Here is a 25873-nt window from a genome sequence, read left to right on the forward strand (position 1 = left end):
TCAGAGCACTGTGGAGGGAGGCGCCCGCGCCGCCGCGGCCAGCGGCCGGCGGTTGGCCGGGGCGTCGGCGCACGACGCGGGGGCGAGGACGGACCACGCGGGCCGTACACCGGAATGTTCCGCGGTGAGCGCGGCGGACGCGCCCGCCATGCTGCCGGGACCGGACCAGGCCCGTACGTCGGGAGCCGGGGGCGGCACCTGCCGCATCCCGGAAGGTGGCTGCTCGGCCCGCCAGGTCGCGGCGGACGCGGCGGCGACCTGCTGGACGGCCTGCGCGTGGGCGGCGGCCGGCAGGAACCAGGACAGGAGGAGGAGCAGTGCGGCAGGCAGCCTGTTACGCAACATGTCGCCCCCTCCCTTCGGAGTTCACCCTAGCGGCAGATCAGTCCCTGCCGCCGCCGAACGGGGCTTCGATGCGTACGCTCTGGGTGATGGACGTGATCACCTTGCCGGCGTTGTTCCTGACGCTGATCGGAGTGGGGACGGAGCAGGTCATCCGGTAGCCGGCCGACAGCATCACCTCGGCGTACTGGCCGTCCGGCATGCAGTTGCGCTGGATCTTGACGAGCGCTCTCTCGGCCTCCTTGCGCAGCGCGGCGTTGTCCGGCCACAGGTGGGTGGTGGCGATGTCGAGGATGTCGCGGGCCAGGTTGGTGGTGTTCCTGGGTGTGGTGCCGCCCTGCTCGGCGGCGGTGGAGGCGACGATCGACACCCGGTCCATGGTGCCGTCGTCCTTGCTGGTGGGACGCTGGTAGCTGATGGAGGCGCTCTTGTCGTACGACTGGTCCACGGTGTTGCGGCCCTGGCATTCGGCCTCCAGCATCTTCGAGCCGTACTTGTCCTTCTCCCCCTTCTCGTAGCAGTCCCACTTCATCGCCTTCTTGATCCGCTGCAGGTACTCCGGGCCCTTGAGCGAGTCCGGGAAGCAGTACGCGGCGTTGTCCCTGGCGGGGTCGCAGGGCACCGCGGCCTCGGGCATCGCGGGCCTGCTCGGGTCACTGCTCGGGTCTGCACTCGGGTCGGCGCTCGGGTCGCTGCTCGGGTCGGCGGAGGGCGTGGGCGATCGGGTCGGCTCGCGCTCGGACTGCGCGACGGTGGCCGGTTCCGACGCTTCCCTGTTCATGACGACGAAGAGGATGGCCGCGCCGACCAGCACGGCCACGGCCGCCACGACCCCGGCCACGATCCACAACACCAGCCCCGCGCCGCCCGGCGAGCGGGCGGGCGGGACCGGGGCCAGGTGCGGGAAGCGCTGGTCGCCGCCGCAGAACCGGCCATTCCACTGGTCCAGCCAGTATCCGGGAGCCTGCCTGTCGGGCAGGACCGGCAGGCCGCAGCGCGGGCATGGCGAGGCTGTCATGGTGGCGTGGCTTCCTTCCCCCGGGCTCGTGCGTCGAGGGGCACCTTAGGGCCGGTTCGGCCTGATCACGGTTTTCTTCGAGGAAAATCGAAACTTATGCCCTTCAGCCCGGCACGTCCGGCGGAAGCGGCACGTCCGGCGGGGTCGCCTGCTCGCCCTGGGGTTTCGGCGGGGTCGGCTACGCGCCGGGCAGGTTCGGGAGGCTCGGCTGGTCGCCCGAGGCCAGCCACCGCGCGCGCCGCTCGATCTCGCCGTCCCACCCCTCGGGCACCACCGTGAAGCGGCCCGCCCGCACCGCGTCCAGCGCGTCCCGCGCGATGTCGTCCGGGTCCTCGCCATCGGGCGACATGCCGGTACGGACGAGCGCGGGGCACAACATCGTGACCCCGATGGGCGTGCCGGCCAGCGACAGCGCGGCCTGCTCCGCGAGGGCGACGACGGCGTGCTTGGAGGCCGCGTACGCCCCTCCGGCCGGGAAGGTCACCAGTCCCGCCAGCGACGCGGTGATGAGGATGTGGCCGGGCCGCCCGCTCGCCAGCATCCTGGGCACGAAGGCCCGCAACCCGTTGCTCACGCCCCCGGCGTTCACCGCGAACACGCGCGCCCAGTCCTCGGGGCTCACCTCCCACGGCACGCCGAGGTCCCGCCCGACGATGCCCGCGTTCAGGCACACCAGGTCGGCGTCCGGCGCGGCGGCGGCCAGGGCGTCCATCGCCGCCGCGTCGGAGACGTCCGTGGGCACCGCCTGCCCGCCCACCTCTCCGGCGGCGGCGCCGAGCGCGTCGGCGTCGATGTCGGCGAGCACGACGTGCGCGCCCTCCGAGCTCAGGCGGGTGGCCAGGGCGCGGCCGATTCCTCCGGCGGCGCCGGTGACGACGGCATTGCTGATCTGCATGACCGTGACGCTACTAGAAGTTCCTCCCCGGGGTTCGGGTGGCGAATCCCGGGGAGGGAGTGGGCGGCGTACCCCAGAGACGCTCGTCACACCCCCAGGAGGGGCGGGCGGGCGGCGTACCCGAGGGAGTGATCAGGAGGTGAGGGCGGCGAGCCGGCCGATCGCCTCCCGTTCGGCCTCGTAGATGGCGCTCACCCGGACGGCGAGGGGGGCGAAGAACTGGTCCACGTCAGCGGCCGCCGCGAAGTGTTCGTTCGCGGCGGCGCGGGCCTCCCACAACTCCTTCGCGGCCAGTGCCGCCGCCGGTTCACCGGCGCTGCCCTCCGCCATGACGCTCTCCTTGACCGCAGCGGTCAGCTCCCGGATGCGCGCGAGCAGCGGCACGTCGGCCGGCAACGCGGCCTCGGCCAGGTCGTGCCACATGGCGTGGATCTCGCGGTAGCGCCCGGCCAGCTCCGCCAGTCCGGGCCGCGACAGCAGCGTGGCGGCCTCGTCCAGGGCGTCGGCGAACAGGTCGCGCAGGTTCCCGCCGTCCATGCCCACCGGCTCGACCTCCTCCCAGACCGACAGCAGCGCGCCGGCCAGGCCCTGCCGGTCGGCGAACACCTTCGGCCAGGCCTTGGCGTTGCGGGTGTCCACCAGCAGCCGGCCCCACTTGCGCCAGGCCGGCAGGGAGAAGGAGTCGGAGGCGGCGGACAGGTGCGCGGCGCAGTCGCGCAGCCCTTCACCGGCGGCTGCGGCCAGCGCCGCTTCGGTGGGCTTCGCCTCGCCGAGCACGTGCAGCACGTTCCGGTAGGAGCCGACCCTGGCCCGCGCGGCGTCGAACCGCTCCCTCGGCACGCGGAGCGGCGCCCCGCCGCGATCGTCCAGGAACACCCCGTCCGCGTCGCGGCGGTAGGCGACCACGGGATGGCCGCCGTGCCCGTCCAGCGAGGCGGGCAGGTGCCAGTAGCCCAGGTGGTAGCGGTCGGGCAGGACCACGCACGGCCGTCCCGCGTCCAGTTCGGCCGCCAGCCGGTCGCTCGCCGCCCGTGCCCCGCCCGTGCGGTGCACCTCGTACGGCACCCCGAGCCGGCCGAGCGTCTTGTCCATCCACCGGTCGTGGTACTGCCACTGGTTGCGGAACCCCAGGACCACATGCCGGGACTGGTCGTGCTGGAACTCCCACAGGATGTACCCGGCGCCGATGCCCCCGCCCGCCAGGAACACCAGCGGCTCGCTGACGGCGGCGCCCTGGTTGGCCAGCACGGCGGCGATGGCCGCGGTGGAGGGGTGCCGCCCACCGGTGAGACGCCATCCGCCGTCGGCCACCGGCTCGGCGCGGCCCGCGACGTGCAGGCGCGCCGTGGTGTAGCTCTCGCCCGTCTTGGCCATCCGGGCCCGGATCCGCGCCTTGAGCTGCTTCTTGCTGGTCATGTACGGCTCTTCCCACGGCCATCGCCACCGGCCCGGCCCACGCCCGCGGCCCATGGCGGCCGCGAAAGATCGCCGACCGGTCGGAGCGCGGCTCCCGAGGCTCCTGGCGTCCCCTTTGCCTCCGCGTCCGGCGGGCCGCGTGGGGGCCCGCTCTGGAGGTTCGGCGGGAGAGTACCGCCGTGCAGCGGATATTACTGCACCGCCGCCCCGGACGGAATGCCTAGGACTTGGGCCCATAGGTGAGCACGATGATGCCGGACTTGAAGCGGGTGGTCTCCAGCAGGTCGAGGTGGGTGACGTCGACCACGCCGTCGAGCAGCCGCTGCCCGCTGCCCGCGATGGTGGGGAACACCCAGAAGTGGTACTCGTCGACCAGCTTGTGCTGGATCAACGTGCGGTCGAGCTGCCCGGTGCCGTACTTCAGGATGTTCTCGCCCGGCTGCTCCTTCAGCTTGGTGACGGCGGTGGCGACGTCCCCCTCGATCAGGTTGCCGTTCCAGGCGTCGGCCTGCTTGAGCGTGGTCGAGGCGACGTACTTCGGCATGGAGTTCATCTTGTCGGTGTACGGGTCGCCGGAGCGCGAGCCCCACGCCTCGGCGAAGCCCTCGTAGGTCTCCCGGCCCAGCAGCAGGGCGTCGGAGCCGAAGAGCAGCCCGGCGGAGTAGTTGTTGTGCTCCTCGTCCCAGTAGGGCGGGCCCCAGACGTGCGGGTCGCTGATGACGCCGTCGATGGTGATGAACGTGGATTCGACGAGCTTCCTCATGGTGTTCTCCTCAGGTCGTTTCTTTGATGGCTTAAGCCTGGCCGAAACCACTTACCGAATCCTGCCGGAATCCTTACGGCCGCTTACGGCCGCCGGGCGAGGAACACGAACTCCTTGCCGGGCCGGTCGGGGGCGTCCCTGACCTCCCGCAACTCGTATCCCTCTGCCGCCAGGTCCGCCTCGACCTCCTCGCGCTCGCGAAAGCGCAGCGTGGAGTACGAGTGCACCGTCTCCCCGTCGGAGGCGAAGACGATCGTGGAGCGGAAGGTCACCAGCGGCCCGCTGACGTCGATCACGTCGTGCCACGCATCCACCCGGCCCACCCCGGGGAGGTCGGCACGCCGGTAGCTCTGGTCGCGGTTCCAGTCGAGCCAGGCCCGCCTGGCCGGGTCGCGGGTCTCGAACACCAGGTGTCCCCCGGGCCGGAGCGCCTCGTGCGCCCCGCGCAGCGTGCCGCGCCATGCCTCCGGCTCGGCGATCGCCTGGGCCACGTTCCCGGTCATGGTGGCCAGGTCGGCGCGCAGCGGCGGCAGGGCGGTGGCGTCGCCGTGGATCCAGCGGACACCATCTCCGCCCGGCTTGGCGCGTGCGACGTCGAGCGAGGCTCCGGCCGGGTCCACGCCCGTCACCTCAATGCCCCGTCCGGCCAGCAGCAGCGCGAAGGTGCCCGTGCCGCAGCCGATGTCGAGCACGCTGCCCGCGCCCAGTTCCTCGGCCATGGCGGCGTAGGCGTCCAGGTCGCTCCGGTCGGGGTCAAGCGGGTCGTAGACGGCGGCCAGTCGTGGGTTCTCGAAGATCGCGTCAGGCATGCGGTCACTCTATGCGCGCGTCTTCGCCACCCAGACCGCGAGCTGAGTGCGGTCGCGCAGGCCGAGTTTGCGCAGGCAGCTGGAGATGTGGTTCTTCACCGTGCCCTCGGTGATGTGCAGCCGGCGCGCGATCTCGCGGTTGGCCGCGCCGGAGCCGATCAGCAGCGCGATCTCATGCTCCCGCTCGGACAGCCCGCCGGGCGGCCCCTGGACGGGCAGCCCCTGGGCGAGTGCCCCCTGGGCGAGCGGCCCCTGGGTGGGCGCCGCCGGGTCGAGCGTCTCGCGCAGCAGGCCGACCAGGCGCTCGGACGCCGCGCCGCCCAGCACGGTCTCGCCCCGCGCGGCCCGCCTGATCGCGGAGACCAGCTCGTCGGGCGGGATGTCCTTCAGCAGGTAGCCCTTGGCGCCCGCGCGCAGCCCGCCGAAGATGTAGTCGTCATCGTCGAACGTGCTCAGGATCACCGGCGCCACCTCGGGGAACTCCGCGCTCATCCGGGCCACCAGCTCCACGCCGTCCATCCCCGGCATACGGGCGTCGACCAGCGCCACCCGCGGCCCCTCGCCGTCCGGAACCCCGGCCAGCCAGCTCAGCGCCTCCTCGCCGCCGCCCACGGTCGCGGCGACCTCGATGCCGGGCTCGATCTCCAGCAGCTTGCGCAGGCCCTCACGCATGAGGATCTGGTCGTCCACCAGCAGAACGCGGATCATCTCACCCATCGCAGCGTCTCTCGGCCCGGAGACGCATCCTCTCACCCATCAGACCGGGACTGTGGCACGGAGGGTGAAGCCGCTGCCCGAATCGCCGGACACGTCCAGTTCCCCGCCGACGCCTCGCAGGCGGTCGCGCAAACCGCGCAGGCCGAAGCCGTGCGCCGTCGCCCCGGGGGCCGCGCCCGTGCCGTCGTCGGAGACCCGTACCTCGACCCGCTCGGCCGTGCAGTCGAGCGCGACCTCGACGTGCCGCGCGCCCGAGTGGCGCATGGCGTTGGTCAGCCCCTCCTGCACGACGCGGTAGCAGACCAGCTCCCGATTCTCGTCCACGTCCGGCCAGGCGCCGATCAGCCTGAAGGAGACGCCGGTGTCCGCCGAGCCGAACGACTCGACCAGGGCACGCAGGGCCGCCGGGCCGGTGAGGCCGTCCATGCGCAGGGGTTTGAGCGCGCGCACCCAGCGGCGGGTGTCGGTCAGCGCCTCCAGCGTGAGGGTCTGCGCCTGCTTCACCTCCTCCCAGGCGGAGTCGGGACGTACGGTGCGGTAGCGCTGGGCGTTCTGCAGGCTCATGTTGATGACGGTCAGGTAGTGGCCGACGGAGTCGTGCATGTCGCGCGACATCCGCGCGCGTTCTTCGGCGATGGCCAGTTCGCGGGAGCGGGAGGCGTGGCGTTCCAACTCGGCGTGGGCCTGTTCGAGCTCGGCCAGCACGCGGCGGGTCTCCTCGGCCTGCCGGCTGAACTCCAGCATGGCCACCACGATCGCGATGATCAGTAAGCACAACAACACCACGACCACGCTGTCGGCGATCATGCCGATGACCGACCGGCCGGGGTTGAGCAGCGAGATCACGAAAGCGAGCAGGCCGACGACGCCGGTGTAGCCCACCACGCCGCGTAACCCCAGGATCACCAGCGCGTTCGCCATCGCCAGGCCCACGATCAGCGTGCCCGAGATCCCTCCCGACCACAGTGGCAGCGTCGCGATGAGGAACACCACGCTCACCGCCTTGTGGCGTAAGGCGGGCGCTTCTGACCGCCAGGACAGGAACGGCCAGAGGGCGGCGACCACCAGCAGGGCGAGGCCCATCCCGTAGTAGAGCTGATAGACCAGCAGCCGTCCGGCGGCAGCTTGCTGGACCGCCTGCACCTGGGCGAAGAACGACAGCGCGAGGAGTCCGGCCGAGCCCCAGAAGATGACGTTGAACACGGCGGGCGGGCGACCGTCGGAGAAGCGCACCCAGCGGGTCAAGTCCCGGATCGATCTCGCCTGCCGCATATGCGGAGCTTAACCATCGTGTCCCGCGCGGGGCAGAGTGCCGATGGTCATGCTCCGGTGCATGACTCCGGTCACGGTGCGGACATGACCAGCAGGTGTCCCGCGCCGGATGTCCCGCCCCGGCCTGCGATCTTACGATCTTCTCATCGCCGACCGGAGGGGGCCGACATGAGCGCGACCGTACGGGACCAGCGGGCAGGCGGCGTGCCGTGGGCGGGCATCGTGGTGACCACGCTCAGCCTGATCGCGATGATCGGGATGTCCCTGGCGCTGTGGGACTCACTGCCCGAACTCGTGACCACCCGGGAGGCCACCGCCACCCGTGCCGGCGTCCAGGTGTCCAAGCTCTTCCTGGCGACGGTGATCCCCGCGACCCTGATCGCCGTTGGCGTGATCACCGTGGCCGCGCCCGTGATCGCGAACCGCTTGCGGCACCTGCTCCCGCCGGAGCTCACCCTCCTGCCGCCGGAACTCGCCCTCACACCACAGCCCACGCTCCCGCCGCAGCCCACACTCCCATCACAGCCCACACTCTCGCCGCAACCCACACTCTCGCCGCAGATCGCCCTCTCGCCGCAGCACACCCGCCCGCCGCGGATCGCCCTCCCGCCGCAACTTGTCGTGACACCGCGCTCGCGGAGCCGGGCGAGGAACGCCTCCTACGTCCTCATCTCGCCGTTCCTGCTGGTCCTGCACGGCTGCACCCTGCTGCACTCCGCCGGTCACGACGTCCCGGTGGAGCTGGGCATGACCGTCGCGCTGGGGTTGCTGATCGCCGGATTCGGACGCATCATGCCGATGATCCGGCTTCAGGCCCATGTACCCGGCTGGGAACGAACCCAGCGTGTGGCAGGGCGCGGCCTGATGGTGCTGGGCGGTTCGTGCGTCGTCGCGGCCTTCTTCGTGCCGCCCATGGTCGTGGCGGTGACCGGCGCGTGCGCTTTCGGGGCGATCGCGTTGGCCGGGGGCCTCGTGCCCTTACTGCGCTCTCACGGCAGAAACACCTGACGGGCAAATGGGCCCTCTCGTCCGGTTATTGGGCGTTTACGCTGGCGACATCACCCGTACATCGAAGGTGTCCTCGTAACCCTTGTCCCGAGGGGAGCACCATGACCGAGCTTGATCGACGATCGTTCCTCGGCCGCGGCCTGGCCACCACCGGCGGCGTGCTGGCCAGCGGCATCGCCATCGAGACCCTGACCGCCCACGCGTCCTGGGCCGAAGCCGGCCGCCCCGCCGCCGACCCGCGTGGCGGCACCGGTTACGGTCCGCTGCGCCGTACCCCTGCAAGGAACACCGGCGAGGAGCTCCTGGCGCTGCCCGCGGGCTTCTCCTACGTCGTGCTGGGCAGGAGCGGCACCGTCATGACCGACGGCGTCGCGACCCCGATCGCGCACGACGGCATGGCCGCCTTCCCCGGCACCCGCCGCCACACCGTCCGCCTGATCCGCAACCACGAGGTACGCACCACGCCAGGCTCCCCGGTGGGCCGCGTGCACGTCGAGGGCTCGCGGCGCTACGACGAGCTGGGCGTGGCCGGCACCACCACGGTGGAGGTGGACTTACGCGACGGCGAGGTGCTGCGCGACTTCGTCAGCCTCAACGGCACGATCGTCAACTGCGCGGGCGGCCGCATGCTGCATGGGCGCGGCTGGCTGACCTGCGAGGAGACGACCGCGGGCGTGGCGCAGGGCTGGCAGCGCAAGCACGGCTACGTCTTCCAGGTGCCGCTGGACGGCCCCGGGCCCGGCAGGCCCTCCCCCTCCCGGCCGCTGACCGCGATGGGCCGCTTCTCGCACGAGGCCGTGGCGGTGGACCCGCGCACCGGGTACGTCTACGAGACCGAGGACGAGTCCGGCAGGCCCGACGGCTTCTACCGCTTCCGCCCGGAGGATCCGCGCGACCTGGCCGCCGGGGGCGTACTGGAGATGCTCAAGATTGTGGGCGTGGACGGTTACGACTGCCGCGAGGGCCAGACCATGGGCGCGCGCCTGCCCGTCGAGTGGGTCACCATCGACGACCCCGACCCCGACCTGGAGAACGGCGCGGCCACCTGCACCCGGCAGGGCCTGGCCAAGGGCGGCGCGAAGTTCAACCGCCTGGAGGGCTGCTGGTACGGCGACGGCGGCATCTTCTTCAACTCCACCAGCGGCGGCGACGCCAAGAACGGCGACCCGCCGAACGCCGACGGCTACCTGGAGGGTTACGGCCAGGTCTGGCAGTACGTCCCGGGCCGGCGCGGCGGCGGCACGCTGGTGCTGGTGTACGAGTCGCCCGGCCGCAAGGAGCTCGACTCGCCGGACAATCTCCTGTTCACGCCGAGGGGCGGCATCGTGTTGTGCGAGGACGACGCGGGCTCGGCCGACGCCGATCCGCATCCCCTGGCGCCCGGCCTGGTCAATGTCAACCGGCTGATCGGGCTGGATCCGCGCGGGGGGCAGCCGTTCGAGTTCGCGGTCAATGTCGCCGATGACAGCGAGTTCGCGGGGGCGTGCTTCAGCCCGGACGGCTCGGTGTTGTTCGTCAACCAGCTCGGCGACACGGTCTCGCTGGATCCGCCGGGGCGTACGTACGCGATCCGCGGACCCTGGCACCGCGGCCCGCTGTAGGGGAGGATCGCGTCGGACGTACAGAACTTACCGGGTCACGCCGGTTGCGTGGCCTCGATGGGCGGGCCGACCGGCGGGTCGGTGGCCAGGTTGAGCGAGAGCGCGAGGATGGTGAGCACCGGGATCACGGCGATCCCGACGAGTTCGTACTCACCGTGCCGCCGCTGCACGACCAGCCCCGCCGCCTGCAGCGCGCGCAGGTGATGGTGGAGCCGTCCACTGCCCGTCTCCTCGCCGAGGACCTCCAGGAGGTCGGCGCCGGTACGCCGTCCCTCCCGCGCGAAGGCCCGCAGCAGCGCCAGCCGTGGCGGGCTGCCGAGAACCTCCAGGATGCCGGCCGCCGGAGTCCAGTCGGCCGGCATCAGCTCCTCGAGCGAGTGCTTCCTGGCCCAGCCGTAGACGCTGCCGTCCGCCTGGAACGCGGCGCCCAGATAGCCCACCGCCCCTGGCAGGGACTGCCGCTCGGCCTCGTCGCGCCAGGTGTCCACCAGCTTCAGCAGCGGGTCCCCCGGTGCGGGGTGCGCGGTGGTGCCGTCGTCGATCCGGCTCTCCAGCCGGCCGAGACGGCGCTCTAATTGATCGAGCCTTTCTTCATGCACGGATGATCTCCTTTGTTGTTCCGTACTTGCGGAACAACGTAGGCAGCCTCACGAATAGGGCTCAATGCGTTTTTCACCAGCGCTTTTGCCCTCCTACACATGACACTGGGTAACCCTTCTATGGCGGGTTGTGTCATAAGTAGGCTCTGTCCGGAGGTGTGGGTCAGGGCGGACACTCAGAGACGAACACCTCATTTCCGGTCCGGGGGTGGTCCCCTGTGCGCGACGGGTTTGAATCCCGCGAGTCCTGGCCCTTCGAATGCCTGCGCTGCCTGTACGTCTGGGAGGAGGACTATCTGGTCCGCCACCTGGCCGACGAGCACGGCAACGAGGTGGAGATCTGGCTGAGCTGCGGCGTGCCGGTGCAACCGCCCTGGTCGGGCACGAGTTGCCCGGCGTGCGGCGCCTACCACCTGACCTCCTTCCCCTCGGGCTACCTGGCCCGCCACCCGGAGCTGCTGGCGGCGCCGGAGCCGAGGGCGCTGGCCAAGGTGCCGATCCTGCCCATCAAGGACATCGAGCCGCCGGCCGGGCGCCCGCCGCTGCAGCGCCGCCTGCTGATCGCGCTCGGGCTGCCGCTGGCCGCGTTCGCGGGCTACGAGCTCTACCAGTACGTCGTGGCGCCCGCCATCCACCACCACTGACCCGTCCTCACCAGGTGACGGGCAGCTCGTAGACCCCGTACACCTGGCCGTCGTGCTTGAACGGGATGCGGTCGGGATCGGCCGCCAGGGCCAGCGTGGGGATGCGCCGGTAGAGGGTGCCGTAGACGACCTGCAGCTCCAGCCGGGCCAGGGGCTGGCCGAGGCACTGGTGCACGCCGAAGCCGAAGGCCACGTGGCGGCGGGCGTCGCGCTCGATGTCCAGCCCGTCCGGGTCGGCGAAGACCGACGGATCGCGGTTGCCGATGTCGTTGGGCATGATCAGGCCCTCACCCGCGCGGATGACCTGACCGGCGATCTCGATGTCCTCCATGGCGACCCGGCGGCGTCCGCTGTGCGTGATGTTGAGGTAACGCAGCAGCTCCTCCACCGCGCCCGCGACCAGCTTGGGGTCCTCGCTCTCGCGCAGCACCGCGAGCTGTCCGGGGTTCCGCAGCAGGGCGAGAGTGCCCAGCGCGATCATGTTCGCGGTGGTCTCGTGCCCGGCGATCAGCAGCAGCACGCCCATCTGGGACGCTTCGGCGCGGGTCAGGTCGCCCGCCGCGACCCGCGCGGCAAGCTGGGAGAGCAGGTCGTCGCCCGGTGCGGCGAGCTTGTCGCCCACGAGCCCGTCCAGGTAGGCGAACAGGCGGCCGAACGCCGCGGTCCGGTCCTCGGCGGTCACGTTCCGCTTGATGATCGTCTTGCTGTTGTCCTGGAAGAAGTCATGGTCGGTGTACGGGACTCCGAGCAGCTCGCAGATCACCAGCGAGGGGACCGGCAGCGCGAACGCCTCGACCAGGTCGACCGGCTTCGGGCCCGCCAGCAACTCGTCGATCAGCTTGTCCACGATCCGCTGCACGGCCGGCCGCAGCGACTCCGTCCGCCTGACCGTGAACGCGCCCTGCACCATGCGGCGCAGCCGGGCGTGCTCCGGGTCGTCCATGAGGATGAAGCTCAGCCCGCCGCCCCCGGTCCTCGGCCCCTGGATCGGGTAGCCGGGGCGGGTGACGTCGGCGCTGACCTTCGGATGGCTCAGCAGCGCCTTCTGCTCGGCGTGCGTCGTGACCAGCCATGGAGTGCTGCCGTCCCACAGCCGTACCCTGGTCAGAGGCCCGTCCTGCTGCAATGCCTGCAGTTCCGGCGGCGGGTCGAACGGGCACTTCTCCGCCCTGGTGCCGGGGAACTCGGGCAGCGCGGCGTCCCTCACCGTGCCGGTCATTCCGCGACCTCGATCGCACCCGCCGGGCAGACGGCCGCGGCCTCGCGCACCTCGGGGTGGTGGCCGGCCGCGGGCTCGGCGTCGAGCAGGATCACGATGCCGTCGTCCTCACGCTGGTCGAACACCTCCGGTGCGAGCAGCACACAGTTGCCCGCGCCGCAACACTTGTCCTCGTCCACGGTGACTTTCATGACGAGATTCCCTCCTTGAATTCCTCTGGGGCTTCGGGCTCCGGCGGGGTGGCCGGGGCCGTCCAGATCGCGACGATCGCGTCGATCAGGCCGGTCGCGGCGTCGTGCCAGCTCGAACGGGCCGTGGGACGCCCTTCGGCGAGGGCGCGCTCGCGCTCGGCGCACATGTGGGCCATGAGCTGACCGGCCATCTCGTCGCGTTCCGCGCGTACACCGGCGGGCAGTTCCGGCAGGCAGCGCTGCAGCCCGTCCACGACGCGGCGCAGCGTCGGCGAGGTCAGCGCCTCGTCGGTCATGATCTTGCGCAGCGCCGGATCGGTACGCACCTGCTCGGCGAACCGGGCGTACCAGGTGGGGCTGCCGAGGGTGGCCAGGTGCCCGGTGAGCGGACGTACGAGGCAGCCCGCCCAGTCGCGCACCTCGGTTGAGCCCTCGACCTCGGCCAGCATGCGGGCGCGCTGGAGCTCGACCTGGTCGGAGTGCTTGCGCACGATGGCGCGGACCAGGTCGGCCTTGGTGCCGAAGTGGTAGCCGACGGCGGCGTTGTTGCCCTGGCCGGCGGCCTCGCTGACCTGGCGGTTGGACACGGCGTACACGCCCTGCTCGGCGAAGAGCCGCTCGGCGGCGGTCAGGATCTGCTCCCGGGTGGCGTGGACCCGCGCCGCCCGTACCGCGCTCATTGACGTGCCACCTGACGCATCGTGACCTCCTCCGTCAGCCACAGCAAACCAAGGACATCGCATTAAGTCAAGCAGTTGATTTACTTCTGGGCGCCAAATCTCAGGCGTCGATCCCCTGGCGCAGCAGGCGCCACATACGCTCGGCGGTCGCGACCCGGTCGGGGGCGGGCACGTGCGACAGGACGCCGGCGATCATCCCCACGGCCAGGACCAGGTCCTCGACCGTCACGGAGGCGCGGACCCGGCCGGCGTCCCTGGCCTGCACCAGCCGGCTCTCCAGCAGCTCCGCCACCCGGTCGCGCAACTCGATCACGCGCGGATCGGGCCGCGCGGCGGCGGTGACCATCGTGATGAACGCCGTCGAGGCGATGGTCTGCGCGGTGATCATCGCCAGCACGTCGTCGAGGGTGGTGGCGGGATCGGCGGCCAGCGTCTCCAACTCGGCGACGCTGTCCACGAACACCGCCACCGCGAGGCTGATGCGATCGGGGAAGTGCCGGTAGAGGCTGCCCTGCCCGACCCCGGCCTGGCGGGCGACGGCGCTGAGCGGGGCGTCGTAACCGGCGGTGGCGAAGACCTCGCGCGCCGCCGCCACCAGGGCCGCCCGGTTCTCGGCGGCGGCACTGGGTCCTCTGTTGGGTCGACGCACGGCGGGCATGGCGGTTATGGTAGCAACCGGACAAGCCTGTCCGGTTAACTGCGCCCAGGAGGTCGGCCCCTTGACCAGCGACACCTTCGACGACCGCGTCATTCTGATCACCGGTGCGGGCTCCGGCATCGGCAGGGCGATGGCCATCGCCTTCGCCAAGGCCGGAGGCCGCGTCGTGGCCTGCGACATCGACCTCGCCAACGCCGAGCAGACCGCCGCCGAGATCGGCGACGCCGCCCTCGCCGTGCGGGCCGACATCGCCGACGAGGCGTCGGTGGCCGCGCTGGTGGAGGCGGCGCTCGGCGCGTACGGGCGGATCGACGTGTTGTGCAACAACGCCGGGATCATGGACACGATGGCGCTGCCCGCCGACATCCCCATCGAGCAGTGGGAGCGGGTCCTGCGGGTGAACCTGACGGGGACGTTCCTGGTCACGCACGCGGTGCTGCCGCACATGCTCGGCCAGGGCAGGGGCGCCATCGTCAACACCGCCTCCGAGGCCGGCATCCGCGGCGGCGCCGCCGGGGCCGCCTACACCGCCTCCAAGCACGGGGTCGTGGGCCTGACCAAGAGCGTGGCCTGGGCGTACGCCAAGGACGGCATCCGCTGCAACGCGATCCTGCCCGGCCCCACCATGACCAACATCGCCACCGGCGGCTCCTTCGACCCGACCGGCGCCGCCCGGCTCGGCCCCGTACTGGCCCTCGGGGAAAGCCTGGCCCAGCCCGAGCAGATGGCCGACGCCGCCCTCTTCCTCGCCTCCGAGGCGGCCTCCTTCGTCAACGGCGCCATCCTCCCCGTGGACGGCGGCTGGTCCGCCGCCTGAGCCCCCACCGGCCCCGCGCGGCGGGGCCGGTGGGGCGGTTGGGGGTTTCTTTGCGTGGCGGGGTTTTGAATGATCATGCAGTGATGTGTATATACTTCTACTCGTGTCCAAGATGCTCACCTCCCTCCCAGCCGGCGAACGCGTCGGGATCGCCTTCTCCGGCGGCCTCGACACCTCCGTGGCGGTCGCGTGGATGCGCGAGAAGGGTGCCGTGCCGTGCACCTACACCGCCGACATCGGCCAGTACGACGAGCCCGACATCGCCTCGGTGCCGGGCCGCGCCACGGCGTACGGCGCGGAGATCGCCCGCCTGGTCGACTGCCGGGAAGCCCTCGTCGAGGAGGGTCTCGCGGCCCTGGCCTGCGGCGCGTTCCACATCCGCTCCGGCGGCCGCACCTACTTCAACACCACCCCGCTCGGCCGGGCCGTCACGGGCACCCTGCTGGTGCGCGCGATGCTCGACGACGAGGTGCTGATCTGGGGCGACGGCTCGACCTTCAAGGGCAACGACATCGAGCGGTTCTACCGCTACGGCCTGCTCGCCAACCCCTCCCTGCGCATCTACAAGCCGTGGCTCGACGCCGACTTCGTCAGCGAGCTCGGCGGGCGCAAGGAAATGTCGGAGTGGCTGCTCGCCCGTGACCTGCCGTACCGGTCCAGCACGGAGAAGGCGTACTCCACCGACGCCAACATCTGGGGCGCCACCCACGAGGCCAAGCTGCTGGAGCACCTCGACGCGGGCATCGAGATCGTCGAGCCGATCATGGGCGTGCGGTTCTGGGACCCGGAGATCGAGATCCCGGCCGAGGACGTCACGATCGGCTTCGAGCAGGGGCGGCCGGTGACGATCAACGGCAAGGAGTTCCCCTCCGCCGTCGATCTGGTGCTGGAGGCCAACGCCATCGGCGGCCGGCACGGCCTGGGCATGTCCGACCAGATCGAGAACCGCGTCATCGAGGCCAAGAGCCGGGGCATCTACGAGGCGCCGGGCATGGCGCTGCTGCACGCGGCCTACGAGCGGCTGATCAACGCCATCCACAACGAGGACACCGTCTCCAGCTACCACAACGAGGGCAGGCGGCTGGGCCGGCTGCTGTACGAGGGCCGCTGGCTGGACCCGCAGTCCCTCATGCTGCGCGAGTCGCTGCAGCGCTGGGTCGGCATGGCGATCACCGGCGAGGTGACCCTGAGGCTGCGGCGCGGTGAGGACTACTCCGTCCTGGAGACCACCGGTCCCGCCTTCAGCTACCACCCGGACAAGTTGTCGATGGAGCGCATCGAGGACGCCGCCTTCGGGCCGCTCGACCGGATCGGCCAGCTCACCATGCGCAACCTCGACATCGCCGACTCGCGCGCCAAGCTGGAGCAGTACGCCGGCTTCGGCATGGTGGGCAGCCCGCACCAGTCGTTGCTCGGCACCCCGCAGACCCCTGTCGGACTGTTCGGCGAGCTGGACGAGGGCGGCGCGGACGCGATCGCCGCCCGCGGCGAGATGGCCTCCCCCGGCGACGTTCCCGACGACGAGGAACTGCTCGACAACGCGGCGATGGAGTTCGGCACCGACTGACCCCTCGGCCGGCCCGGCGCGCTCGCTCCCCCTTGGCGAGCGCGCCGCACATGCCTCGCCCGCCGTACGTGAGCGAGACCGAGAACGTGCGGCGGGGATTGCTTGCCACCTCAGTTGCGGAACAAACCTTTCCAAGACAACTGGTCTAGCGTGTTGTCATTGACTGGAATTGTTGGAACATATGGTTCGAGCCATCGAGTGAGGTCCGAAGATCGCTAACCCGGCATAAAGGTAGCGGCGAGGGAAAGGGGCAACGCTCATGCACCAGCGTGCCGTCCGAAACTTGGCCCGGCTCGAAACCACCCAGGCCAGGATCACCCGCATCTTCGACGCGGCGGCCGGCGGGAAGAACAACTTCCTGGCCGACAAGGACACGGTACGCCAATTCGATCAAGCGGCACCCGCCCTTACCACGGCGGCCCTCGCGGTGCTCGAATTCCTTTCCCGGATGATCGGCCATTTGTCCGCCGGCGAAGGTGTGGATCAATTCCTGATCGTGGGCAGCGGCATTCCCACGGGCCCCGCCAGTGGTCAGGGTCTGCACGACATGGCCCGCCACCCCGCCGGGCCGGACCCGCGCGTCCTGTACGTCGAGAGCAACCCGATGGTGGTGACCATGGCCCAGGCCACCATCGAGCCCTTCACCGACCTCGTACGGGTGATCGAAGGCGACATACGCGAGATCGACGACCTGCTCCGCGACCACGTGGTCAGGACCTTCATCGACTGGGACAGACCCGTGGCCGTGCTGCTGGTGTCGACCTACAGCCTGCGCGACGACGAGTACGCCCACTACGTCATCAAGCGGCTGCGGCACACGGCGCCCGGCGACAGTTTCCTCGGGCTGCTGCACACCACGTTCGACGGCATCCCGCCGGAACTGCTGCCCGTCATCCGCGACGTGCTCGCCATGACCCTGCCGCACCTCGCGATCCGTACCGGAAGCGAGGTCGCGGCCCTGCTGGAAGGGCTCGACCTGGTGGCGCCAGGACTGGTGTGGGTGCCGGATTGGCGACCGGTCGAGGATCACCTCGCCTGTCGCGAAGAGCCCAGTTCGTCGGGCAACTACGGCGCCGTCGCTCGCATCCCCTGAGGAAACTTTCAGCCGCGCATTCACAAGAGTGAAGGCGACGGCTTATCGTGGATGTGGGAGCGCTCCCAAAATTGTGAGAGACGTGATGCGTATGGCCCCCCACCACGGATCCTTGTCCGCCCCGCCGGTCCGCACGGTGGAGTACCTGCTGCCGTCCGCCCCCGCCGGTGTCGGCCAGGCGCGCTCCCTGGTCAGGGCCGACCTCGGCCGCTGGGGCCTTGCGCACGTCATGGACGACTGCCTGCTCATCGTCAGCGAACTGGTCACCAACGCCGTACGCCACGGCGGCTCGGCCTACACGCTGCGCCTGGAGGAGCGGGCCGGTCGGTTGTACGGCGAGGTCTTCGACCCGGGCGACGGCGTGCCCTTACAGCGGTCCCCCGGTGTGGAGGCGTTGTCGGGGCGGGGCCTGCAGATCGTCGCGGCCATCGCCGACGACTGGGGAGTGGCCACCACGGACAACGGCAAACTCGTCTGGTTCACGGTCGCCTGCGCGCCCTGAGAGTGCGTCAATCGAACTGATACCCCTTTCGTCGTTGCGGTTGGTTGGATGAGGTCTGCTGATCCGTCAGCCGCAGTTCGGCCTACGGCACGGCCGGCGCGGACACCGGACCGCTCGTGAGCAGGTTCTCTGCGTATACCGCGACTGAGCCGGTCACGGTTGGCCCGGTGTCCGCGGCGGCGGGCTTCACGCCGTAGGGCTTTACTCGGACACCTACGGTCGGAGGTCCTGTCGAAGGTCGGTCGTCGCGGGACCGGCCGGGACGGCGGGGGTTCGGGGCCATGCCCAGGCGGAGCGCAGGATGAAGGCCAGGAGCAGCACCTCGATTCCGATGGAGAGGCCGTAGAAGGAGGCCCAGTCCCAGGACTCCCCTACCGCGTTGAACGCCGAGTAGGGGATGTAGAGCGATGCGACGACGAGGTTCGTGGCGCGGTCCACCCGGGCGGGCAGTGTCATGGAGAGCATCACCATCAGGGCCGGGATCGCCATGGACGCGAGCATCATGGTTAACAACGTCGGGCTGATGTCGAACTCAAAGATGACACCGGCCAGGATGTCGTCGATGGCGCCGGGCTTGTAGAGGTGGAAGTAGTCGACGTAGATGTAGAGGAACATGAGGCTGGTCCATGCGGCGGCGAGCTTGACCCGCACGGGGATCGGCTGGTTGTCGAGCAGGTTCGGGGTTTTCGTTCGGATGCTCATCGGTTCTTCTTTCGAGAGGAGCGGTCCCTCCGCCGGAGCGGCGGCAGGGATGTACCGAGGCCGCGCCCGCCTGGACGAGCACATCGCCTCGACCGGGCAGCGGTAGCCCGGACCTCGGACGGTTCGAGCGCTGAGGGCGGGAAGCTTCCTCACGTCCGAGCTACGAGTCTGACTGGTTTCGTACATTGTACGTCGTACGCTGTACTACGGGTAGTACGCTGTACCATGACCGTGCGCTGGACGATTGTCAAGCCGCTCGAGCGAGAGGAGACCCGTGTCTGCGAGGGAATCACGCCAGGTGGCGTCAGACGCGGCGCTGAGCAAGCAGCGGGTGGTGATCGAGGCGGTCCGGCTCGCCGACCGCGAGGGGGTCGACGGGCTGAGCATGCGCAGGCTGGCCGGCGCGCTCGGCGCGGGCGCGATGTCGCTCTACTACTACGTGGCGAACAAGGAAGAGTTGCTGGACGCCATGATCGACGTCGTGTTCGGGGAGATCGAACTCCCGCCCGAAGAGACCGACTGGCAGTCGGCGATGCGACGTCGGGCGGTATCCGCCCGACAGGTTCTCGCACGCCACCCGTGGGCGATCGGCCTGATGGAGTCGCGGACCTCGCCGGGACCCGCGAACCTCCGCCACCGGGAAGCGGTCACCGCCTGCCTGCGGAAGGCCGGCTTCCCGGTCCTGATGACGACGCACGCCAACTGGTTGCTCGACAGCTATGTCTACGGTTTCGCCCTGCAGGAAGCCGGCCTGCCGTTCAACACCGCCGATGGGCTCGCGGACATGACCGAGAAGGTCTACCTGCCCCAGCTTCCTCCTGAGGAGTTCCCCTACCTCAACGAATCCGCCACGGTGCTCGCCGCTGCCGGCTACGACCCGGCGGAGGAGTTCACCTTCGGCCTCGACCTCGTCCTGGCCGCCCTCGAGCCCCTGAGAGTGCCTACGTGAGCCTCCGTCCGTGATGTCGTAAGGTGATCGTGTGGATGACGACCTGCTGCGTTGGCGTCCGCGCCAAAAGGGGCGTCAGCTCACGTAACGCACTCTGACCACCGGGTTCAGGGCACGTCGGCGGGCCGGGCCCGCAGGATCCGGGTGAGCAGTCCGGTCAACTGCTCCCGCTCCCCCTCGCCGAGCGGCGCGAACCACTGCCCCTCCCGCCGGGCCTGCTCGGCGTACGCCTCCCGCACGGCCCTCTCCCCTTTGCCGGTCAGCGCGACCACCACCGCCCGGCCGTCCCCCGCCACCGCCCGGCGCTCCACGAGCCCGTCGCGCTCCAGCGTGTTGACGGCGTTCGTCACGGCGGAGCGGGACATGGCCGACAACTCGGCGAGCCGGACCGGCTGCGTGGGCCCGAGCAACCACAACTTGAACATCAGCCGGAACCCGGGCAGCGTCCAGCCGCGCGGCCGGTGGATCCCGGTCTCCAGGTCCGTCACGAGCAGGTAGGCCAGCTGGAGCAGGTGATAGGCCAGCGCGAACGCCTCGGGGTCGGCCGGGGGCGGCATGGCGGCCAGGCGCTCGCGCGCATACGCGGCGTATTCGAGATCAGGAAGGCCACCATCCGTCGGGTTCCCCGCGTCGCCACGCCGGTCCGGATGGCCGCCGGTCGGAGTCCCCGCGTCGCCACGCCGGTCCGGATGGCCGCCGCCCGACGGACGTCCCGCGTCGCCGCGCCGGTCCGGATGGCCGCCGCCCGGCGGAAGTCCTGCTCTGGTCACCGGACAAGTCTTGCGCAGCCACGTACCTTCCCGACATATTGTTTCGGCCATAACAATCCCTGGAGGGCCTGTGCGCATCGTCATCGCGGGAGCCGGCATCGGCGGGCTGACCGCCGCTCTCAGCCTGCACGCCGCCGGTTTCACCGAGGTGACCGTGCACGAGTCCGTCCGGGAGCTCAAGCCGCTCGGCGTCGGCATCAACCTCCTGCCCCACGCCGTACGGGAGCTGACCGAGCTGAACCTGGCCGACCGGCTGGCGGAGATCGGCGTGGCCACGGCCGAACTGGCCTACTTCAACCGCTACGGCACGCCGATCTGGTCGGAGCCCCGCGGAGTGGCCGCCGGCTACGCCTGGCCGCAGTACTCGGTGCACCGGGGCCGCCTGCAACTGCTCCTGCTGGAGGCGGTGCTCGAACGGCTGGGCCCGGACAGCGTACGCACCGGCAGCCGGATCACCGGCCCCGGGACGGAGGACCTGCTGATCGGCGCCGACGGCATCAACTCGGCCGTGCGCGCCCACCTGTACCCCGGCGAGGGCCCGCCGCCGTGGAACGGCCTGGTGTTGTGGCGCGGCACGACGTACGGCGAGCCGTTCCTGACCGGCCGATCCATGATCATGGCCGGGGACGGGACGCGGAAGTTCGTCGCCTACCCGATCGAGACCGGCGAGCGCCCGCTGATCAACTGGATCGCCGAGCAGCCACTGCAGGGCGAGGCCCCGGAACGCGGCAACTGGAACCGTCCCGCCGACCTGACCGAGGTCGGCAGGCACTTCGCGGACTGGCGCTTCGACTGGCTGGACGTGCCGGGGATCATCGCCGGGGCGCAGGCGGCCTACGAGTACCCGATGGTGGACCGCGACCCGCTGCCCCGCTGGACCCGCGGCAAGGTCACGCTGCTCGGCGACGCCGCGCACGCCATGTACCCGATCGGCTCGAACGGCGCCTCCCAGGCCATCATCGACGCCCGGGTACTGGCGCACGCGCTCGCCCACGACGACCTGGCCGCGTACGAGACGCTGCGGCGGCCCGCCACGACCGCGCTGCAACTGTCGAACAGACAGATGGGCCCCGAGGTCGTCATGAAGCTGGCCCACGAGCGCGCGCCCGGCGGTTTCACCGACGTCGAGCAGGTCATCCCGCACGCCGAGCGGGCCGAGATCGCCGCCTCCTACAAGCGCACGGCCGGCTTCGACCCGGCCGCACTCAGCGAACGCCCATCCTGGAGCGTCACCCCTGATCATCGCGCCGCCCCGGATCGGAGCGTCTCCCACGATCGGCCCGTCGCCCGGGATCGGGGCGTCGCGTCGTGAACCTCGAACCGCTGGCCACCTTCCACGTCGCCCTCGACCCGATCCTCGACCTCGGCCACTCCCCCTGGGGCCACCGCCGCGTGATCAACATCGTGGGCGGCTCGTTCGACGGCCCCCGCCTGTCGGGCGTCGTGCTGCCGGGCGGCGCCGACTGGCAGGTGGTGCACGCCGACGGCACGATCAGCGTCGACACCCGCTACACGCTGCGCACCCACGACGGGGCGCTGCTGTACATCTCGACCAGCGGCGTGCGGCACGGTCCCCCCGAGGTGCTCGACCGGCTCGGGCGCGGCGAGGAGGTGGACCCGTCGGAGTACTACTTCCGGCTGTTCTGCCGCTTCGAGACCGGCGACGAGCGGTATCACTGGCTCAACCGCACGCTGACCGTCGCCTCGGCGGCCCGCACCGCGGCCACCGTCCGCTACGACGCCTACACCCTGACCTGACCTGACCTGACCTGACCTGACCTGACCTGACCTGACCTGACCTGGCCTGACCGCCGGCCTGACCTGACCCGACCTGACCCGACCGCCGGCCTCCCCGGCCGGACGACCGCTGGAGTTCCGATGCCGAAGCTGAACCGCCCCCCGCTGCGCGTCACCGCCGAGTACGACGCTCCGATGCCGATGCGCGACGGAACCATCCTGCGCGGCTCGGTGCACCGGCCGGCGGAGGGCGGGCCGTACCCGGCGCTGCTGGCGCGCTCCCCGTACGGCGAGGGGGCGTTCCGGATGATCCCGGTGACCGCCGCGCTGGAGGCGGGTTTCGCGGTGGTGCTGCAGCACTGCCGGGGGCGCGGGAATAGCGACGGCGAGTTCCGGCCCTGGGCGGACGAGGGCCGCGACGGCCACGACACGATCGCCTGGATCACCTCCCAGCCCTGGTCGAACGGCGAGGTCTCGATGACCGGCATGTCGTACCTGGCCGGCTGCGCCCTCCAGGCGGCGGCCACCCGCCCGCCGGGGCTCAAGGCCGTGTTCGCCTCCATGACGCCGCACGACTTCCACGACGGCCTGAAGTACCACGGCGGGGCGCTGGCGCTGGGCTCGGCGCTCAACTGGGGCGCGATGCAGGCGGCGCTCGGGCTGATGCACGCGGCGGAGGCGGGCGAGGACGTGGGCGCGGCGTTCGGCGCGCTGCTGCCCGCCATGACCGACCAGGCCGCCGCGGTGCGCACGCTGCCGCTGGACGCCGTGGCGGGCATCCCGTGGTGGCAGGAGTGGATCTCCCATCCCGAGCGGGACGCGTACTGGGAGGAACTGGCGCAGACCCTGCGGCACGACCGGATCGAGGCGCCGGTCATGCACGTGGCCGGCTGGTTCGACCTGTTCCTGTCCGGGACGCTGGAGAACCACCGCCGGCTGGGCGGCCCGCTGATCATCGGCCCGTGGTCCCACCTGACGATGGGCGCGTCCGGCACCGGGCGGGTGGACTTCGGCTTCGGGGCCTCGGCGCAGGCGATCCGGCTGGAGCAGCGGCAGCTGGCCTTCCTCCAGGGCCGCGACACGGGCCCGGCGGTGAAGATCTTCGTGATGGGCGACGACGTGTGGCGGGACGAGGAGTCCTGGCCGCCGGCCCGCGCCGTCGAGACCCGCTACCACCTGCACGCGGACGGCCTGCTGTCCCCCGAGGCGCCTGCCACGGATGAGCCGGCGGTCTTCACCTTCGATCCGCGCGACCCGGTCCCCACCACCGGCGGGCCGACCCTGCTGGCCGACGCCACCAACGCCGGGCCGCAGGACCAGCGGGACGTGGAGCGCCGCCCCGACGTGCTCTGTTACACCACCGAGGCGCTCGGCGCGGACGTCGAGGTGACGGGCCCCGTGTCGGTGACGCTGCGTGCCGAGACCTCGGCCGCCGCCACCGACTGGACGGCCAAACTGGTGAACGTGCACCCGGACGGCCGGGCGATGAGCGTGATCGACGGCATCGTGCGCACCTCGGACTCCTCGGGGACGTACACCATCGACCTGGTGGCCACCAGCCAGGTCTTCAAGGCCGGTCACCGCATCCGGCTGGAGATCTCCAGCTCCAACTTCCCCCGCTTCGACCGCAACCCCGGCACCGGCCACCCCGCCGCGAAGGCCGCGGAGGACGATCTGGTCATCGCGCACCAACGTGTCCTCAAAGGCTCTTACCTCACGCTGCCGATCGTGCCACGCTGAAAACAGGTAGGCTCTGAGCTGCGGGAACGTCACGCAGACCGCCGCTTCGAGCGTTCAGGCAATTTCCAGGTACGGCAGGTAATCTCCGTCGGCATGAGATGGCAGCGCACATTCAACGGGGCGCTGGCCAGGTACACAGGATTCCAGTTCAACCGAGTAGGAAAAGCAGGGCAAGCGGCAAGGCCGACGACGACGCCCCAGGCGGCGGGAAAGCGTAAGGACACGCCTTTCCGGCCGCCGGCGGACCCGGAGACCGATCGCCTGGTGCAGGCGCCGGTGTTCATCATCTCTCCGGTCCGGTCAGGCTCGACGCTGCTGCGGGCGATGCTCAACGCTCACCCGGACCTGCACGCTCCCCATGAGCTGCACGTACGCCGGTTAAGAGTGGAATTCGATACCTCGCTGGCGGAGAAGGCGATGGAGGCGCTCGGTCACGACCGGGCCGACCTGGAGCATCTGCTCTGGGACCGGGTGCTCCACCGTGAGCTGGTACGCAGCGGCAAACGGTTCATCGTGGAGAAGACGCCGGCCAACGCCTTCGCCTACGAGCGGCTGGCCGCGTGCTGGCCCGGCGCGCGGTTCGTCTTCCTGCTGCGCCACCCCGCCTCGATCGCCTCTTCCTGGCACGAGGCCAGCCCGGACAGGCGCACGCCCGACGAGGCCGCCGCGGACGCGTTGCGGTACATGAAGGCCGTGCAGCGGGCGCGGGCCGCCCTGCCCGGTTTGACCGTCCGCTACGAGGACCTGACCACCGACCCCGAGCGCATCGGCCGCGAGATCTGCGACTTCCTCGGCGTCCCCTGGGCGGCCGAACTGCTCTCCTACGGCACGCCCGACGTCGTGACCAAGGGCCTGGGCGACTGGAAGGACAAGATCCGCTCGGGAACGGTGCAACAGGGCCGCGACCTGCCCGGCCCGGACCAGGTCCCCGAGGTGCTGAAGAGCATGTGCAGGACCTGGGAGTACCTCACATGAGGATCCGGTACATGTTGCTGCACGCCTACGGCATGGGCGGCACCATCCGCACGGTGGTCAACCAGGCCAACGCCATGGCGGAGGCGGGCCACGACGTCGAGATCGTCAGCGTGGTCCGGCGCAGGAACGAGCCACAGTTCGCGATCGACCCGCGCGTGGGGCTGTCGGCGCTGGTGGACCAGCGTGACGGCATCGTCCCCGACTCCCTGGCGCGCAAGGTCTGGCGGCGCGCCCGCGGGAAGATCGTGCCCTACGGGGAGTTCGCGGCCGAGTACTTCACCGAGCGCGTGGAGGCGGCGGTCATCGAGTACGTCTCCGGCCTGCGCGACGGCGTCCTGGTCACCACCCGCCCCGCGCTCAACCTGGTCTCTGCCCGCCGCACGCCCACCGGCGTGATCCGCGTCGCCCAGGAGCACATGAACCTGGCCTCCTACCACGAGGCCGTACGCGAGCAGATCGCCCGCCACTACGGCCGCTTCGACGCGGTGTCGGTGCTGACCGAGACCAGCCGCAAGGAGTACCGCAAGCTGCTCAAGGACACGCCGGTGGTGCGGATCCCCAACGCGGTGCACATGGACGATCGTAAGCACTCCGACCAGAGCAGCAAGATCGTGATCGCCGTGGGGAGGCTGGTGCCGCAGAAGGGCTTCGACATGCTCATCCCCGCCTTCGCCGGCACCGCGGAGGAGCACCCCGAGTGGAAGCTGCGCATCTTCGGCACCGGCCCGTCCAAGGAGAAGCTGCAGAACCGCATCGAGGAGGTCGGCGGAGGCGATCGGATCCGGCTGATGGGCCGCAGCAACCGCATCCACGAGGAGCTGGCCAGGTCGTCGGTGTACGTGCTCAGCTCCAGGATCGAGGGCCTGCCGATGGCCATGATCGAGGCGATGGGCCACGCCCTGCCGATCGTCGCCTTCGACTGCCCCACCGGCCCCGGCGACGTGCTGAAGCCGGGCAAGGACGGGGTGCTGGTGCCGCCGCGCAACGTGGACGCGCTGACCGAGGCGCTCGGCCGGGTGATGGGCGATCGCGAACTGCGGGTGCGCATGGGCGCCGCCGCGGCCGAGACTGCCCACGACTACACCCCGGACGTCGTGATGCCGCTCTGGGAGAACCTGTTCACCGCCCTGTCCAACGGTGAGCCGGTCGCCGACAACGCCAGGACGAGGAGATAACGGCCGGGCCGTCG

28 protein-coding genes are annotated in these 25873 nt (G+C 70.7%); 13 read left to right on the forward strand and 15 right to left on the reverse strand.

The features are described 5' to 3' along the window. The 8 genes from AB0I81_RS05285 to AB0I81_RS05320 all read right to left on the reverse strand — a co-directional run bounded on the left by AB0I81_RS05285 (nt 1) and on the right by AB0I81_RS05320 (nt 7232). Nucleotides 1-345, reverse strand: coding sequence for a hypothetical protein (locus AB0I81_RS05285; protein WP_360650297.1), 345 nt, complete (start codon nt 343-345; stop codon nt 1-3). Nucleotides 346-382: 37 nt separating this feature from the next. Beyond that, nucleotides 383-1360, reverse strand: coding sequence for a hypothetical protein (locus AB0I81_RS05290; RefSeq protein WP_360650300.1), 978 nt, complete (start codon nt 1358-1360; stop codon nt 383-385). A 178-nt stretch (nt 1361-1538) separates the two neighbouring features. Beyond that, entirely contained in the window at nt 1539-2255 is a 717-nt protein-coding gene (locus AB0I81_RS05295; protein WP_360650303.1) for an SDR family NAD(P)-dependent oxidoreductase, read from the reverse strand. Between the two features lie 132 nt (nt 2256-2387). Further along, on the reverse strand, nt 2388-3671 hold the full coding sequence (locus AB0I81_RS05300) for a BtrH N-terminal domain-containing protein (RefSeq protein ID WP_360650306.1): 1284 nt from the start codon (nt 3669-3671) through the stop codon (nt 2388-2390). Between the two features lie 220 nt (nt 3672-3891). Next, nucleotides 3892-4434, reverse strand: a complete 543-nt coding sequence (locus AB0I81_RS05305) for a dihydrofolate reductase family protein (protein WP_360650308.1) — start codon at nt 4432-4434, stop codon at nt 3892-3894. A gap of 83 nt (nt 4435-4517) precedes the next feature. Further along, nucleotides 4518-5243 carry a class I SAM-dependent methyltransferase gene (locus tag AB0I81_RS05310; protein WP_360650311.1) on the reverse strand — a complete coding sequence of 242 codons (726 nt, stop codon included), beginning with the start codon at nt 5241-5243 and terminating at the stop codon, nt 4518-4520. A 9-nt stretch (nt 5244-5252) separates the two neighbouring features. After that, the gene (locus AB0I81_RS05315; RefSeq protein WP_360650314.1) at nt 5253-5951 is read right to left on the reverse strand and encodes a response regulator transcription factor; all 699 of its coding nucleotides are present in this window, start codon (nt 5949-5951) and stop codon (nt 5253-5255) included. Between the two features lie 48 nt (nt 5952-5999). After that, nucleotides 6000-7232 carry a sensor histidine kinase gene (locus AB0I81_RS05320; RefSeq protein ID WP_360650317.1) on the reverse strand — a complete coding sequence of 411 codons (1233 nt, stop codon included), beginning with the start codon at nt 7230-7232 and terminating at the stop codon, nt 6000-6002. 168 nt (nt 7233-7400) lie between these two features. Here AB0I81_RS05320 and AB0I81_RS05325 point away from each other — a divergent pair, with 168 nt between their 5' ends. Both AB0I81_RS05325 and AB0I81_RS05330 read left to right on the forward strand, forming a co-directional pair. Continuing rightward, nucleotides 7401-8240, forward strand: coding sequence for a hypothetical protein (locus AB0I81_RS05325; RefSeq protein ID WP_360650320.1), 840 nt, complete (start codon nt 7401-7403; stop codon nt 8238-8240). A gap of 101 nt (nt 8241-8341) precedes the next feature. After that, nucleotides 8342-9841: an alkaline phosphatase PhoX gene (locus AB0I81_RS05330; RefSeq protein ID WP_360650323.1), complete on the forward strand. Its 1500-nt coding sequence runs from the start codon at nt 8342-8344 to the stop codon at nt 9839-9841. A 35-nt stretch (nt 9842-9876) separates the two neighbouring features. Here the strand turns inward: AB0I81_RS05330 and AB0I81_RS05335 are convergent, their stop codons facing one another. Continuing rightward, nucleotides 9877-10440, reverse strand: coding sequence for a helix-turn-helix domain-containing protein (locus tag AB0I81_RS05335; RefSeq protein ID WP_360650326.1), 564 nt, complete (start codon nt 10438-10440; stop codon nt 9877-9879). A gap of 218 nt (nt 10441-10658) precedes the next feature. Between AB0I81_RS05335 and AB0I81_RS05340 the strand changes: the two genes are divergently transcribed. Next, a complete protein-coding gene (locus tag AB0I81_RS05340; RefSeq protein WP_360650329.1) occupies nt 10659-11084 on the forward strand; it encodes a hypothetical protein in 426 nt (141 codons plus the stop codon). A gap of 7 nt (nt 11085-11091) precedes the next feature. Here the strand turns inward: AB0I81_RS05340 and AB0I81_RS05345 are convergent, their stop codons facing one another. The 4 genes from AB0I81_RS05345 to AB0I81_RS05360 all read right to left on the reverse strand — a co-directional run bounded on the left by AB0I81_RS05345 (nt 11092) and on the right by AB0I81_RS05360 (nt 13832). Continuing rightward, nucleotides 11092-12303, reverse strand: a complete 1212-nt coding sequence (locus tag AB0I81_RS05345) for a cytochrome P450 (protein ID WP_360650331.1) — start codon at nt 12301-12303, stop codon at nt 11092-11094. Beyond that, nucleotides 12300-12494 (reverse strand): ferredoxin, encoded by a 195-nt coding sequence (locus tag AB0I81_RS05350; RefSeq protein ID WP_360650334.1) that lies wholly within the window; start codon nt 12492-12494, stop codon nt 12300-12302. The genes AB0I81_RS05345 and AB0I81_RS05350 overlap by 4 nt, the downstream gene beginning before the upstream one ends. Then, nucleotides 12491-13174 carry a TetR family transcriptional regulator gene (locus AB0I81_RS05355; protein WP_360650337.1) on the reverse strand — a complete coding sequence of 228 codons (684 nt, stop codon included), beginning with the start codon at nt 13172-13174 and terminating at the stop codon, nt 12491-12493. The genes AB0I81_RS05350 and AB0I81_RS05355 overlap by 4 nt, the downstream gene beginning before the upstream one ends. 100 nt (nt 13175-13274) lie before the next feature. Then, nucleotides 13275-13832, reverse strand: coding sequence for a helix-turn-helix domain-containing protein (locus AB0I81_RS05360; protein WP_360650340.1), 558 nt, complete (start codon nt 13830-13832; stop codon nt 13275-13277). A gap of 61 nt (nt 13833-13893) precedes the next feature. On the opposite strand from AB0I81_RS05360, the gene AB0I81_RS05365 reads away from it, so the two are divergent. From AB0I81_RS05365 to AB0I81_RS05380, 4 genes are all read left to right on the forward strand, one after another. After that, nucleotides 13894-14649, forward strand: a complete 756-nt coding sequence (locus AB0I81_RS05365; RefSeq protein WP_360650343.1) for a glucose 1-dehydrogenase — start codon at nt 13894-13896, stop codon at nt 14647-14649. A gap of 103 nt (nt 14650-14752) precedes the next feature. Continuing rightward, entirely contained in the window at nt 14753-16216 is a 1464-nt protein-coding gene (argG, locus tag AB0I81_RS05370) for an argininosuccinate synthase (protein ID WP_360650346.1), read from the forward strand. A 283-nt stretch (nt 16217-16499) separates the two neighbouring features. Continuing rightward, on the forward strand, nt 16500-17309 hold the full coding sequence (locus tag AB0I81_RS05375; RefSeq protein ID WP_360650349.1) for an SAM-dependent methyltransferase: 810 nt from the start codon (nt 16500-16502) through the stop codon (nt 17307-17309). A 112-nt stretch (nt 17310-17421) separates the two neighbouring features. Beyond that, on the forward strand, nt 17422-17811 hold the full coding sequence (locus tag AB0I81_RS05380; protein WP_360650351.1) for an ATP-binding protein: 390 nt from the start codon (nt 17422-17424) through the stop codon (nt 17809-17811). 213 nt (nt 17812-18024) lie between these two features. Here the strand turns inward: AB0I81_RS05380 and AB0I81_RS05385 are convergent, their stop codons facing one another. Then, nucleotides 18025-18513, reverse strand: a complete 489-nt coding sequence (locus AB0I81_RS05385) for a DUF6326 family protein (RefSeq protein WP_360650354.1) — start codon at nt 18511-18513, stop codon at nt 18025-18027. Nucleotides 18514-18787: 274 nt separating this feature from the next. Between AB0I81_RS05385 and AB0I81_RS05390 the strand changes: the two genes are divergently transcribed. Then, nucleotides 18788-19462, forward strand: coding sequence for a TetR/AcrR family transcriptional regulator C-terminal domain-containing protein (locus tag AB0I81_RS05390; protein WP_360650357.1), 675 nt, complete (start codon nt 18788-18790; stop codon nt 19460-19462). A gap of 107 nt (nt 19463-19569) precedes the next feature. On the opposite strand, the gene AB0I81_RS05395 is transcribed toward AB0I81_RS05390, so the two are convergent. Further along, nucleotides 19570-20232 (reverse strand): MarR family transcriptional regulator, encoded by a 663-nt coding sequence (locus AB0I81_RS05395; protein ID WP_360650360.1) that lies wholly within the window; start codon nt 20230-20232, stop codon nt 19570-19572. Nucleotides 20233-20302: 70 nt separating this feature from the next. On the opposite strand from AB0I81_RS05395, the gene AB0I81_RS05400 reads away from it, so the two are divergent. From AB0I81_RS05400 to AB0I81_RS05420, 5 genes are all read left to right on the forward strand, one after another. Continuing rightward, on the forward strand, nt 20303-21544 hold the full coding sequence (locus AB0I81_RS05400) for a flavin-dependent oxidoreductase (protein WP_360650363.1): 1242 nt from the start codon (nt 20303-20305) through the stop codon (nt 21542-21544). Next, nucleotides 21541-21990, forward strand: a complete 450-nt coding sequence (locus tag AB0I81_RS05405; RefSeq protein ID WP_360650366.1) for a DUF3237 domain-containing protein — start codon at nt 21541-21543, stop codon at nt 21988-21990. Before AB0I81_RS05400 ends, AB0I81_RS05405 begins: the two co-directional genes overlap by 4 nt. Nucleotides 21991-22110: 120 nt before the next feature. Continuing rightward, on the forward strand, nt 22111-23709 hold the full coding sequence (locus AB0I81_RS05410) for a CocE/NonD family hydrolase (RefSeq protein WP_360650369.1): 1599 nt from the start codon (nt 22111-22113) through the stop codon (nt 23707-23709). A gap of 276 nt (nt 23710-23985) precedes the next feature. Beyond that, entirely contained in the window at nt 23986-24684 is a 699-nt protein-coding gene (locus tag AB0I81_RS05415; protein ID WP_360650372.1) for a sulfotransferase, read from the forward strand. Further along, nucleotides 24681-25859, forward strand: a complete 1179-nt coding sequence (locus AB0I81_RS05420) for a glycosyltransferase family 4 protein (RefSeq protein ID WP_360650375.1) — start codon at nt 24681-24683, stop codon at nt 25857-25859. Before AB0I81_RS05415 ends, AB0I81_RS05420 begins: the two co-directional genes overlap by 4 nt. Nucleotides 25860-25873: the final 14 nt, after the last annotated feature.

Origin of the sequence: Nonomuraea sp. NPDC050404 (genome assembly GCF_040655495.1) — a bacterium.
Lineage (GTDB): Bacteria > Actinomycetota > Actinomycetes > Streptosporangiales > Streptosporangiaceae > Nonomuraea.

What these genes read in the sequence shown, in the direction of transcription:
- AB0I81_RS05285 (WP_360650297.1), bottom strand. Translation starts at nt 345, where the DNA reads ATGTTGCGTAACAGGCTGCCTGCCGCACTGCTCCTCCTCCTGTCCTGG.
- AB0I81_RS05290 (WP_360650300.1), bottom strand. Translation starts at nt 1,360, where the DNA reads ATGACAGCCTCGCCATGCCCGCGCTGCGGCCTGCCGGTCCTGCCCGAC.
- AB0I81_RS05295 (WP_360650303.1), bottom strand. Translation starts at nt 2,255, where the DNA reads ATGCAGATCAGCAATGCCGTCGTCACCGGCGCCGCCGGAGGAATCGGC.
- AB0I81_RS05300 (WP_360650306.1), bottom strand. Translation starts at nt 3,671, where the DNA reads ATGACCAGCAAGAAGCAGCTCAAGGCGCGGATCCGGGCCCGGATGGCC.
- AB0I81_RS05305 (WP_360650308.1), bottom strand. Translation starts at nt 4,434, where the DNA reads ATGAGGAAGCTCGTCGAATCCACGTTCATCACCATCGACGGCGTCATC.
- AB0I81_RS05310 (WP_360650311.1), bottom strand. Translation starts at nt 5,243, where the DNA reads ATGCCTGACGCGATCTTCGAGAACCCACGACTGGCCGCCGTCTACGAC.
- AB0I81_RS05315 (WP_360650314.1), bottom strand. Translation starts at nt 5,951, where the DNA reads ATGATCCGCGTTCTGCTGGTGGACGACCAGATCCTCATGCGTGAGGGC.
- AB0I81_RS05320 (WP_360650317.1), bottom strand. Translation starts at nt 7,232, where the DNA reads ATGCGGCAGGCGAGATCGATCCGGGACTTGACCCGCTGGGTGCGCTTC.
- AB0I81_RS05325 (WP_360650320.1), top strand. Translation starts at nt 7,401, where the DNA reads ATGAGCGCGACCGTACGGGACCAGCGGGCAGGCGGCGTGCCGTGGGCG.
- AB0I81_RS05330 (WP_360650323.1), top strand. Translation starts at nt 8,342, where the DNA reads ATGACCGAGCTTGATCGACGATCGTTCCTCGGCCGCGGCCTGGCCACC.
- AB0I81_RS05345 (WP_360650331.1), bottom strand. Translation starts at nt 12,303, where the DNA reads ATGACCGGCACGGTGAGGGACGCCGCGCTGCCCGAGTTCCCCGGCACC.
- AB0I81_RS05350 (WP_360650334.1), bottom strand. Translation starts at nt 12,494, where the DNA reads ATGAAAGTCACCGTGGACGAGGACAAGTGTTGCGGCGCGGGCAACTGT.
- AB0I81_RS05355 (WP_360650337.1), bottom strand. Translation starts at nt 13,174, where the DNA reads ATGAGCGCGGTACGGGCGGCGCGGGTCCACGCCACCCGGGAGCAGATC.
- AB0I81_RS05360 (WP_360650340.1), bottom strand. Translation starts at nt 13,832, where the DNA reads ATGCCCGCCGTGCGTCGACCCAACAGAGGACCCAGTGCCGCCGCCGAG.
- AB0I81_RS05385 (WP_360650354.1), bottom strand. Translation starts at nt 18,513, where the DNA reads ATGAGCATCCGAACGAAAACCCCGAACCTGCTCGACAACCAGCCGATC.
- AB0I81_RS05410 (WP_360650369.1), top strand. Translation starts at nt 22,111, where the DNA reads ATGCCGAAGCTGAACCGCCCCCCGCTGCGCGTCACCGCCGAGTACGAC.
- AB0I81_RS05420 (WP_360650375.1), top strand. Translation starts at nt 24,681, where the DNA reads ATGAGGATCCGGTACATGTTGCTGCACGCCTACGGCATGGGCGGCACC.